10 protein-coding genes are annotated in these 9,757 nt (G+C 75.7%); 7 read left to right on the forward strand and 3 right to left on the reverse strand.

Annotation, left to right across the window (positions count from 1 at the left end; all coding sequences use genetic code 11):
• The first annotated feature begins 85 nt into the window (after nt 1-85).
• The 3 genes from ACFYVJ_RS17800 (at nt 86) to ACFYVJ_RS17810 (ending at nt 4,486) form a co-directional block, all read left to right on the forward strand.
• On the forward strand, nt 86-2,128 hold the full coding sequence (locus ACFYVJ_RS17800; protein WP_388892365.1) for an N-6 DNA methylase: 2,043 nt from the start codon (nt 86-88) through the stop codon (nt 2,126-2,128).
• 133 nt (nt 2,129-2,261) lie between these two features.
• Nucleotides 2,262-2,864 (forward strand): hypothetical protein, encoded by a 603-nt coding sequence (locus ACFYVJ_RS17805; RefSeq protein WP_388892367.1) that lies wholly within the window; start codon nt 2,262-2,264, stop codon nt 2,862-2,864.
• Nucleotides 2,861-4,486, forward strand: coding sequence for a serine/threonine-protein kinase (locus ACFYVJ_RS17810; RefSeq protein ID WP_388892369.1), 1,626 nt, complete (start codon nt 2,861-2,863; stop codon nt 4,484-4,486). Before ACFYVJ_RS17805 ends, ACFYVJ_RS17810 begins: the two co-directional genes overlap by 4 nt.
• Nucleotides 4,487-4,548: 62 nt before the next feature.
• Here the strand turns inward: ACFYVJ_RS17810 and ACFYVJ_RS17815 are convergent, their stop codons facing one another.
• Both ACFYVJ_RS17815 and ACFYVJ_RS17820 read right to left on the reverse strand, forming a co-directional pair.
• Nucleotides 4,549-5,784: an RNA polymerase sigma factor gene (locus ACFYVJ_RS17815; protein WP_388892371.1), complete on the reverse strand. Its 1,236-nt coding sequence runs from the start codon at nt 5,782-5,784 to the stop codon at nt 4,549-4,551.
• The gene (locus ACFYVJ_RS17820; protein ID WP_388892373.1) at nt 5,781-6,194 is read right to left on the reverse strand and encodes a YciI family protein; all 414 of its coding nucleotides are present in this window, start codon (nt 6,192-6,194) and stop codon (nt 5,781-5,783) included. The genes ACFYVJ_RS17815 and ACFYVJ_RS17820 overlap by 4 nt, the downstream gene beginning before the upstream one ends.
• A gap of 160 nt (nt 6,195-6,354) precedes the next feature.
• On the opposite strand from ACFYVJ_RS17820, the gene ACFYVJ_RS17825 reads away from it, so the two are divergent.
• From ACFYVJ_RS17825 to ACFYVJ_RS17835, 3 genes are all read left to right on the forward strand, one after another.
• Nucleotides 6,355-6,948 carry a hypothetical protein gene (locus ACFYVJ_RS17825; RefSeq protein ID WP_388892375.1) on the forward strand — a complete coding sequence of 198 codons (594 nt, stop codon included), beginning with the start codon at nt 6,355-6,357 and terminating at the stop codon, nt 6,946-6,948.
• On the forward strand, nt 6,945-7,412 hold the full coding sequence (locus tag ACFYVJ_RS17830) for a group II truncated hemoglobin (RefSeq protein ID WP_388892377.1): 468 nt from the start codon (nt 6,945-6,947) through the stop codon (nt 7,410-7,412). The genes ACFYVJ_RS17825 and ACFYVJ_RS17830 overlap by 4 nt, the downstream gene beginning before the upstream one ends.
• Before the next feature lie 159 nt (nt 7,413-7,571).
• Nucleotides 7,572-8,723, forward strand: coding sequence for a peptidoglycan-binding protein (locus ACFYVJ_RS17835; protein ID WP_388892379.1), 1,152 nt, complete (start codon nt 7,572-7,574; stop codon nt 8,721-8,723).
• Nucleotides 8,724-8,766: 43 nt separating this feature from the next.
• Here ACFYVJ_RS17835 and ACFYVJ_RS17840 read toward each other — a convergent pair whose 3' ends face one another.
• Nucleotides 8,767-9,429: a TetR/AcrR family transcriptional regulator gene (locus tag ACFYVJ_RS17840; RefSeq protein ID WP_388892381.1), complete on the reverse strand. Its 663-nt coding sequence runs from the start codon at nt 9,427-9,429 to the stop codon at nt 8,767-8,769.
• Between the two features lie 94 nt (nt 9,430-9,523).
• On the opposite strand from ACFYVJ_RS17840, the gene ACFYVJ_RS17845 reads away from it, so the two are divergent.
• Nucleotides 9,524-9,712 carry a hypothetical protein gene (locus tag ACFYVJ_RS17845; protein ID WP_388892383.1) on the forward strand — a complete coding sequence of 63 codons (189 nt, stop codon included), beginning with the start codon at nt 9,524-9,526 and terminating at the stop codon, nt 9,710-9,712.
• The last annotated feature ends 45 nt before the right edge of the window (nt 9,713-9,757 follow it).

Below are 9,757 nucleotides of genomic sequence, written 5' to 3' on the forward strand. Positions count from 1 at the left end.
CGTGGACAGGCTCCCGCAGGCGTGTGGCTATGCTGTGGCTCACAACTCCGGGCCGCAGCAGGGCCGCACCACGCGAGGAGGCGCCGTGCCGGACGAGCACACCGCAGTGACCGCCGCCGGCATCGCACGCCTCGCCGGCGTCGGCCGGGCCGCCGTCAGCAACTGGCGGCGCCGGCACACGGACTTCCCCCGCCCCGTCGGCGGCACCGAGGCCAGCCCCACCTTCGAACTCGCCGCGGTCGAGGAGTGGCTGCGCGGCCAGGGGAAGATCCGTGCCGTGCCGCTGCGCGAGCGGGTCTGGCAGCAGGTGGCGGCACACCCCGGGGGCGCTCCCGCCGGGCTCGCCCTCGCCGGGGCGGCGCTGCTCGTCGTACGGGAACGGCCCGCCGAATGGCTGGCGCTGGCCGAGGGGACCGACGCCGCCCGTGCCGCGGGACTGCCGCCCGCGCTGCGGGAGGTGCTCGCCGCACGGCTCGGTTCACAGCATCCTGTGAACATCCCCGACGACGTCTCCGCCGCCCTGCCGCTCCTGCGCGGCGCGGGCGAGCTGGCCGCGGAGGCGGGCAGCGCCCCGCGCGCGTACGAGTTCCTGCTCACCCGCTATCTGGAAGCCAACCCCCGGCAGCACACGCTGACCCCGCCCGAGCCGGCGTCGCTGATGGCCGCGACCGCGGGCGTCGACCGGCGGGCGGCCGTGCTCGACCCGGCGTGCGGCGCGGGCACCCTGCTCACCGCCGCCCCCGGCGAAGGCCCCCGCTACGCGCAGGAGGCGGACCCCGACCTGGCCGCGCTCGCCGCGCTGCGGCTCGCGCTGCACACCGGCGCCGAGGTCAGGGCCGCGGCCGCGGACAGCCTGCGCGCCGACGCCTTCGCGGACCTCGCCGTCGACGCGGTGCTCTGCCACCCGCCGTTCAACGAGCGCAACTGGGGCCACGACGAGCTCGCCTACGACCCCCGCTTCGGCTACGGGCTGCCCGCCCGCACCGAGTCCGAGCTGGCCTGGGTGCAGCACGCGCTCGCCCGGCTGCGCGACGGCGGCACCGCCGTCCTGCTCATGCCGCCCGCCGCCGCGTCCCGCCGCTCCGGCCGCCGCGTCCGCGCCGAGCTGCTGCGCCGCGGGGCGCTGCGGGCGGTCGTCGCGCTGCCGGTGGGCGCGGCGGTTCCGTACGGGCTGCCGCTGCACCTGTGGGTGCTCAGGAAGCCCGGCGCGACCGCGCCCGCGGGCGGGCTCCGGCTGCTGTTCGTGGACGCCGCCGAGCGCTACGGGACCGGCCGGGACCGGATCCGCTGGGCGCCGCTGCACGCCGATGTGACCGCCGCCTGGCGCGCGTTCGACCGCGACGGCGAGGTCGCGGAGGAGCCGGGGGCGGTGCGTACGGTGTCCGTCGTCGACCTGCTCGACGACGACGTGGACCTCACGCCCGCCCGGCACCTGCCGCCGGCCGCCGCGGACGGCTCGGCGGCCGCGCTCGGCGACGTACGGGAGCGGCTGGCCGAAGCCCTGCGGCTGAGCGTCGACCGGACGCCGCCGCCCCCGGCCGGGGCCGCGGCCCGGGAGGCGCCGCTGACCACGGTCGGCGAGCTGGCCAGGGCGGGCGCGCTGAAGCTGCGGATGGGCGGCGCGGGCGCGGTGCCGCCGGGCGGCGCGGCGCCGCCGGTGCTGACCGAGCACGACGTCGCCGGGGGCACCGCGCCCTCCGGGCGGCTGCCGGAGGGGGCGGCGGAGGAGCCGCTGCTGGTCGCGGCGGGGGACGTGGTGGTGCCCGTGCTGGGCGGCGGGCGGATCGCCCGGGTCGTCGACGAGGACACCGCGGGCGCCGCGCTCGGCCGCAACCTGGCGCTGCTGCGGCCGGACGCGGCGGCCGTGGACCCCTGGTTCCTCGCCGGCTTCCTGCGCGGTACGGCCAACGCCCGGCAGGCCAGCAGCCACGCCTCCACCGCCACGCGCCTCGACGTACGCCGGCTCCAGCTCCCCCGGCTGCCGCCCGCGGAACAGCGGCGCCACGGCGAGCTGTTCCAGGCGCTGGCCGCGTTCGAGGACGCGCTGCGCGAGGCGGGGCGGCTCGGCGGCCGGCTGGTGCAGGGGCTGTACGACGGGCTGGCCGAGGGCAGCGTCGAACCCTGGTAGGACCGCGGGGCACGCGCGCGCGCCCGCGTAGGTACGCTTTTCTCCACCATTTCCGCACACCTGCCCACGCCCGGCGGCGGCTCTCCCGCCGCCGGGGTCCGCACCCCCACCGGTCCCGCACAGGAGCACCCGCATGTACGGCCCTCCGGAGCCGCGTTCCGCCTCCCCCGCGCTGCGCGTCGTGCTGCGCGTGGTCTTCACCGCCGTGGCCGTCGCCAGCCTCGGCCTGCTCGCCTGGGCGGCGATGCTGCGGCTGGCGATCCTGCGGCGTACGCGCCTGGACTGGGTGCTGTTCTGGGCCTCCGTCGCAGTCGCCGTCGGCGCGCTGGCGATGCTGGCCACGGTGGACGGCCAGAAGCTGCCGGCGTGGCGGGAGAACACGGGCGGGATCCTGCTGATCGTGCTCATCGTGTCGGTCGTCCCGTGGTTCCTCACGGTCGACATCCAGCACCACCGGGAGGCCGCCGGGCGGCGGTTCGGCGCGGGCGGTCCTGTGCCGCCGTACGGGCACCCGGGCGCGCCGGTCCCGCCGCCGTACGGGCAGCACCCCTCGCCGTACGCGCAGGGCCCCGGGCCGTACGCCCACGACACCCCGCCACCGCCGCCGGGGGCCGCGCCGCCCCAGCCCGCCGCGCCCCAGCCGCCCGCGCCGGACGCGCCCCGCGCCGCCCGGGTCCGCGCCGAACTCGACGAGCTGAGCGACCTCCTCCGCCGCGAGCAGGAAGGCGGCCGGTGAACGGCCGTCTCGTCGCGGGCCGTTACGAGCTGTCCACCCCGATCGGCAAGGGCGGAATGGGCCAGGTCTGGCAGGCGTACGACCGGACGCTCGACCGCCGCGTCGCGGTCAAGCTGCTCCGGGTCGAGACGATGACGACCGGCTCGCAGGCGGACGAGCTGCGCCGCCGCTTCACCCGCGAGTGCCGTACCACCGCGCAGGTCGACCACCCCGGCCTCGTCACGGTGCACGACGCGGGCAGCGACGCGGGCGAGCTGTACCTCGTCATGCAGCACGTCGGCGGCGCCGACCTCGCCGACCACCTCGCCGAGCATGAGCCGTACCCCTGGCAGTGGGCCGTGGCGGTGGCCGCGCAACTGTGCGCGGTGCTCTGCGCCGTGCACGCCGTGCCGATCGTCCACCGGGACCTCAAGCCGCGGAACATCATGGTCCGGCCGGACGGCACGGTCACCGTGCTCGACCTCGGCATCGCGGCCGTCCTCGACGCCGACACCACCCGCCTGACCCGCACGGGGGTGCCGATCGGCACCCCCGCGTACATGGCGCCCGAGCAGGCGATGGGCGGTGCCGTCGGCCCGTACACCGACCTGTACGCGCTCGGGGTGGTGCTGCACGAACTTCTCACCGGCGGCGTGCCCTTCGCCGGCTCCACCGCCCTCGGCGTGCTCCACCGCCATCTGTACGAAGCGCCCGCGCCGGTGGGCCTGGTGCGTCCCGAGGTGCCCGGGGAGCTGGCGGAGCTGGTGCTCTCCCTGCTGGCCAAGGACCCGCAGGACCGGCCGGCGACCGCCCACGACGTGTACGAGGCGCTGGCGCCGCTGCTCCCCGCGCCCGACGGCGGCCGCCCCGCGGGCATGCTCGACCCGACCCGGCCCTTCCGCCGCCCGCACGCGCCCTGGCCGGACCGGGCCGCGACGCCCGCCGGAGGCCGCGCGGCCGGTCCCGCCGGGCCGGCCGGCGCGCAGGAGGCGCTCGGAGCACCCGGGGGCGCGGCGACGCCCGTGCCCGCCGGTCCGTCCTCCGCGACGCCCGCGGGCGCGCCGCCCGCGCGGGCGGGCACCGACCTCGCCGCCGCCGTGGACGAGGTCAAGCAGCTCCTCGACGCCGGCCGCATCACCCAGGCCGTCGACATCCTCGGCGGCATCCTGCCGGAGGCGAGCGCCCGCCACGGCGAGGGCTCCACCGTGGTCCGCATGATCCGCAGGCACTACGCGGCCTCGCTGATGGACGACGGCCAGTACCGGCGCGCACTGCCGGAGCTGCGCCGGCTCGCGGACGAGCGCGCCGCGGAGGCCGGCCAGGCCGACCCGCAGGCGCTGCGCTACCGCTACGAGGCCGCCCAGTGCCTGGAGCAGATCGGCGCGGCCGCGGCGGCGCTCGCCGAGTACCGCGCGCTGCTGCCGTACTTCACGCATCCGTACGCGGGACTCGACCCGGCCGACGCCCTCGGCCTGCGCCACCGCACCGCCCAGCTCCTGCTCGCGCTCGGCGACCACACGGCGGCCGGCGGCGAGTTGTCCGCGCTCCTGCCCGAACTGGAGCGCGTCTACGGCCCCGCGCACCCGCTGGCGGAGTCGGCGCGGCGGGCCCTCGCGAGCCTGACCAGGTTCGGCGCCCGCTGACCGGGCGGCCGCCCGTCCGCACGGTCGCCTTCAGCGCAGCCGGGCGTCAGCGCAGCAGCCCGTCAGCGCAGCCGTGCGGCGCGCAGTTGGAGATAGCGCTGCTCGGGCACGCTCAGCGTGCGCCCCGCCGCGCGCCCGTACGCCTCCTGCGCCGCCCCCGTCTCCCCCGCCAGCTCCAGCAAGTGGGCCCGTACGGCGTCGAGACGGTGGTGCTCCGCGAGCCGCGGGTCGTCCGCGAGCTTGGCCAGCAGGTCGAGTCCGGCGCGCGGCCCGTCGGCCATCGCCACGGCCACCGCCCGGTTCAGGCTGACGACGGGGCTCGGCGCGAGGCGCTCCAGCAGGTCGTACAGCCCGAGGATCTGCCGCCAGTCGGTGTCCTCGGCGCGCTCCGCCTCGTCGTGCACGGCGGCGATGGCGGCCTGCACCTGGTACGGGCCGAGGGCCGCGGTCGTCAGCGCGCGGCTGACCAGGGCGACGCCCTCCTCGATCTGCGCGCGGTCCCAGCGCCCGCGGTCCTGCTCGTCGAGCGGGATCAGGGCACCGCCCGGCCCGCTGCGGGCGTCGCGGCGGGCGTCGGAAAGCAGCATCAGCGACAGCAGCCCTGCGGCCTCGCCGCTGTCCGGCGCGAGCGCGTGCACGGCGCGGGCGAGGCGGATCGCCTCGGCGGCCAGGTCGGCACGGCGCAGGACGGCGCCGGAGGTGGCCGTGTACCCCTCGTTGAAGATCAGGTACAGCACGTGCAGGACGGCGGTGAAGCGCCCCGGCAGCTCCGCGGGCTCCGGCCGGCGGAAGCGGGCGCCCGCGTCCTTCAGGCTCTTCTTCGCCCGGCTGATCCGCTGCGCCATCGTCGCCTCCGGCACCAGGAAGGCGCGGGCGATCTCCGCGGTGGTCAGACCGCCGACCGCGCGCAGCGTCAGCGCGATGCGGGACGGCTGGGTGAGGACGGGGTGGCAGCACAGGAACAACAGGGTGAGCGTGTCGTCCTCGGAGGGGTGGCGCGCCTCCCCGGGCGGCGGGGCGCTGAAGTCGTCGCGGGGCGTGAGCGCGGCGGCGGACTCCTCGCGGCGGCGCCGGGCCTCCTCGCTGCGCAGCTCGTCCGTGAGCCGGCGGGAGGCGACGCGGATGAGCCAGCCGCGCGGGTTGTCCGGCACCCCCTGCTCCGGCCACTGGCCGGAGGCCGCCAGCAGGGCCTCCTGCACGGCGTCCTCGGCGGCGTCGAAGTGGCCGTAGCGGCGGACGAGGGCGCCGAGGACCTGCGGCGCGTGGCGGCGCAGCAGGTCCTCGACAGGGGCGCTCACTTGCCCGGTGCCGCTTCCAGGATGGGGCGGATCACGACGTCGGAGGGCGGGGAGCCCTCGGGGGCGGGGCACTGGTGGACGCGCTTGGCGATCTCGGTGACCCGCTCGTCGCTGGCGCAGTCCAGCACCCAGTAGCCCGCGAGGACCTCCTTGGTCTCGCCGAACGGGCCGTCGGAGACCACGGAGGCACCGCCGGGGCCGTCGGTGACGACGATGGCCTGCTTGGGCGCCGACAGCCCGTTGCCCTCCAGCACCTCGCCGGTCTCGGCGAGGTCGTTGTTGATCGACTCCATGTGCTGGAACATCGCCTGCAGATCCTTTTCGGTCCAGGCGGGGTGGCCCTCGGAGCCGGTGCCGTTCATGGCGTCGTAGTCGGCCTGCGAACCGTAGATCATCACCAGGTACTTCATGGTTCTCACTTCCCGTGTTCCCGGCACCCGGTGCGGGCGCCTCTCACAGGAGACGTCGGGGCCGGCCGGCGGTTCTCGACATGCTCCGCCAAAGATTCTTGCGGGAATTTCGCCGGGCCGCCCGTTCTCTTCCACAGGAGGGTGGCGTAATCTCGATTACATGATTACATCGCAGGACACGGACGAGATACGAGGATGGCTCACCGGGCGGCTGCCCGACGGCCTCTACGCCTCGCCGGTCGAGATCACCGTCGACCGCGAGGAGATCTGCGTGGTCGGCACGATCCCCGAGCCCGCGGGGGTCGCGAAGGACGCGCCCCCCGCCGAGCGCGACGCGGCGCTGGACGGGCGCATCGCCGAGTTCCGCGAGCGCACGCGGAAGGAGCGGATGGCGGTGGCGCGGGCGGCCGAGCGGCGCTACCGCAGGAAGGTGTCCTGGGGCGCCGAGTGCGGCGGGAGGCGGGAGATCTTCACGAACGTCTCCGCGCCCGTGATGACGCGGCTGCGGCAGCCGCAGCGGCAGGTGCTCGACACCCTCATCGCGGCGGGCGTGGCACGCAGCCGGAGCGAGGCGCTGGGGTGGTGCGTACGGTTGGTGGAGAGCCACGCGGACGACTGGCTGCGAGAGCTGCGGGACTCGCTGGAGCACGTACGGCACGTACGGGGCCAGGGTCCCGACCGGCCGGCGGACCCGGCGCCCGCCGGCGGGGCACCGGCCGGCGGGGACGCACAGGACGCGGAGGACCTGACATGAGCGAGGACACCCCGAGCATCTACGAGTGGGCCGGCGGGGACGAGGCGTTCCTGCGGCTGACCGAGACCTTCTACGGGCACGTACGCAAGGACCCGGTCCTGGCACCGGTGTTCGCGGGCATGGACGACGAACACCCGCAGCACGTGGCGATGTTCCTCGCCGAGGTCTTCGGCGGCCCGGAGCGCTACAGCGCGGAGCGCGGCGGCCACGACCACATGGCGCGCATGCACCTCGGCCGGCACATCACCGAGGAGCAGCGCAGGCGCTGGGTGGCGCTGCTGATGGACAGCGCGGACGAGGTGGGGCTGCCCACGGACCCGGAGTTCCGGGCGGTGTTCTCGTACTACATCGAGTGGGGTACGCGGATGGCGCTCGTCTACTCCGCCGACGACCCGCCGCCCACGGCCGGCCCGATGCCGAAGTGGGAGTGGGGGCAGACGCCGCCCTGGCAGCCGGGCGACTGAGCGGGCGGGCGGCGGGCCGGCGCGGCGGTCGGGCGGCGGGGCCGGTTCCGGGCGCAACTGACCTTGGTGGTCTGGACATTGGCACACGCGGTCGGATAAACAGGGTGTCCGTTGCACATACGTACACGGAGCAGCGTGCCGAACCGCGAGAGGACCGCCATGCGACCTGGGCCCGTGTATGTCTCCCGGCGAACCGCGCTCAAGGCAGGCGCCGGCGCCGTGCTCGTCGCAGGCGGGGGCGGCGCGCTGCTGCTCGGCGGCAGCGCCGCGGCCGACGGGGGCGCCTCGCTGCGCCGGACGGCCGACGACCCGTCGTACGTGATCGGCACCGGGGACTGGGGCGCCCGGCCGCCCGGCGGCACCATCTCCCTCTCGTCCGGCACCACCACGAAGATCGTCGTCCACCACACCGCCTTCCCGAACACCACGGACTACTCGTACGAGGCCGCGGTCTTCATGGCGCGCAAGATCCAGGATCTGCACATGGACGACAACGGCTGGATCGACAGCGGCCAGCACTTCACCATCAGCCGCGGCGGCTACGTCCTGGAGGGCCGCCACCAGAGCCTGGAGGCGCTGGCCGACGGCGGCCACCAGGTCGTCAGCGCGCACGCGGTCGGCGAGAACAGGCGCGCCATAGGCATCGAGAACGACGGCCACTACGTCAACGACACCCCGCCGCCCGCGCTGGTGTTCTCGCTGCAGCGGCTGTGCGTGACGATCGGCACGCAGTACGGCTTCGGCGCGGACCGCATCTTCGGCCACTGGGACTTCAACGACACGCAGTGCCCGGGCGCGCTGTTCTACCGCGAGTTCCCGGCGCTGCGCCGGCAGGTGGCGCAGGTACTCGGCCAGGGCCCGGACGAGATCCCGGATCGCACCTGGCCCGACACGTACACGTCCAGCAAGGGCGGCACGGTCGAGATGGCGCAGCGGCTGCTGCGCGCGTACGGGTACGAGCTGAAGGCGGACGGCGCGTACGGGCCGGAGACGCTGGAGGCGGTGCACACCTTCCAGCGCACGATGGGGCTGCCGGTCGCGGACGACGGCACGCTGGACAACGCCACGTGGGAGGCCCTGACGGTGCCGGTGAGCACGGGCCACAGCGGGGAGGCGGTGCTCGCGGTGCAGCAGATGCTGGTGCGCAAGCTGCATCTGGCGAAGGCCACGGGCAAGTACAACGGGCCGACGACGAAGGCGGTGGCCGAGATGCAGGAACTGCACGGGCTGCCCGCGACCGGCGCGATGGACGTGGCCACATGGTGCGCGACGGCGGGCGGGGTCGTCCGCGAGGAGTTCATGACCGCCTGAGGCGGGGTGGCGCCGCCGGTGCCGCGCACCGCCGCGGCGCCGGTCACTCCTCCCGTATCGCGTAGCCGGCGAGGGAGGGCTCCAGGAGGCCGAAGACGCGCTCGGCTGCGGCCTCCAGCGCGGTTGCCACACTGTCGGCGTCCTCGCCGGCCAGGGTGCGGCGGACGGTCTCGGCGAACAGCACCCGGTGCGCGCCGCCGAGCTGCGCGGCGGCGGCCTGCGGCGCGATGTCGCCGTCCGGGGCGTCGGTCTCCTCCGCCAGCCGCTCCGCGAGCGCGTCCTCCCGCAGCTCGTGGAACTCCCGCAACCGGGCGGTGAGCGCGGGGCTTTCGACGATCATCCCGGTGAACTCGGGGCCGGCGAAGCCGATGACCGGGTCCCGGCGCTCGACCGCCGCGAGGAAGTCGCGGCGCAGCGCGCCGAGCGCCGACTCCCCCACGGGCCGCCCGGCGACGGTGCGGGCGAGTGAGCCGACGAACTCCTCGCGCAGGTCGAGGGCCAGGTCCTCCTTGCGCGGGAAGTAGTTCGTGACGGTCATCTTCGCGACCTGCGCGGCGGCCGCGATCTCGGCGATGGTCACCGCCTCGAAGCCGCGCGCGAGGAAGAGGCCCGTCGCCGTGTCCGAGATCGCCTGGCGGGTCTGCTGCTTCTTCAGCTCGCGCAGCCCCCGGGCGGGCGGGGTCTGCGTCGTGGGTTGCTTCGCCATGCCCTCATCATGTCATAGGTCGAGTCGAAATTTATCCTTGACATGTTTCTAGGTCCGACATAATTTTGTGTCGAAGCCACGGAGGGAGCCACGGATGAATCTGCGCATCACGGCGTTCGACGGCCCGGCGGCCTGCGGGCCCGGGGAGCCGCGCCGCGGCGGTCGCGGTCACGATCTCGGGGGCGGCCCGGCGGCGCCGATACGGCGGGCGGCGGGCGCCCTGGGCGGCCCCGCGGGGCGGATGCCACCGCCGCCGCGGATGCACCGCAAGCAGACGCGCTGACGCCGCTCGGCCCGTCCCCGTGGGGACGGACCGGGCGGGTGGACA

Origin of the sequence: Streptomyces sp. NPDC004134, from assembly GCF_042874195.1 — a bacterium.
Taxonomy (GTDB): domain Bacteria; phylum Actinomycetota; class Actinomycetes; order Streptomycetales; family Streptomycetaceae; genus Streptomyces.

Excerpts from the sequence above, each read along its gene's own strand:
- ACFYVJ_RS17820 (WP_388892373.1), bottom strand. The coding sequence starts at position 6,194 with ATGAAGTACCTGGTGATGATCTACGGTTCGCAGGCCGACTACGACGCC.
- ACFYVJ_RS17840 (WP_388892381.1), bottom strand. The coding sequence starts at position 9,429 with ATGGCGAAGCAACCCACGACGCAGACCCCGCCCGCCCGGGGGCTGCGC.
- ACFYVJ_RS17845 (WP_388892383.1), top strand. The coding sequence starts at position 9,524 with ATGAATCTGCGCATCACGGCGTTCGACGGCCCGGCGGCCTGCGGGCCC.
- ACFYVJ_RS17835 (WP_388892379.1), top strand. The coding sequence starts at position 7,572 with ATGCGACCTGGGCCCGTGTATGTCTCCCGGCGAACCGCGCTCAAGGCA.
- ACFYVJ_RS17830 (WP_388892377.1), top strand. The coding sequence starts at position 6,945 with ATGAGCGAGGACACCCCGAGCATCTACGAGTGGGCCGGCGGGGACGAG.
- ACFYVJ_RS17805 (WP_388892367.1), top strand. The coding sequence starts at position 2,262 with ATGTACGGCCCTCCGGAGCCGCGTTCCGCCTCCCCCGCGCTGCGCGTC.
- ACFYVJ_RS17825 (WP_388892375.1), top strand. The coding sequence starts at position 6,355 with ATGATTACATCGCAGGACACGGACGAGATACGAGGATGGCTCACCGGG.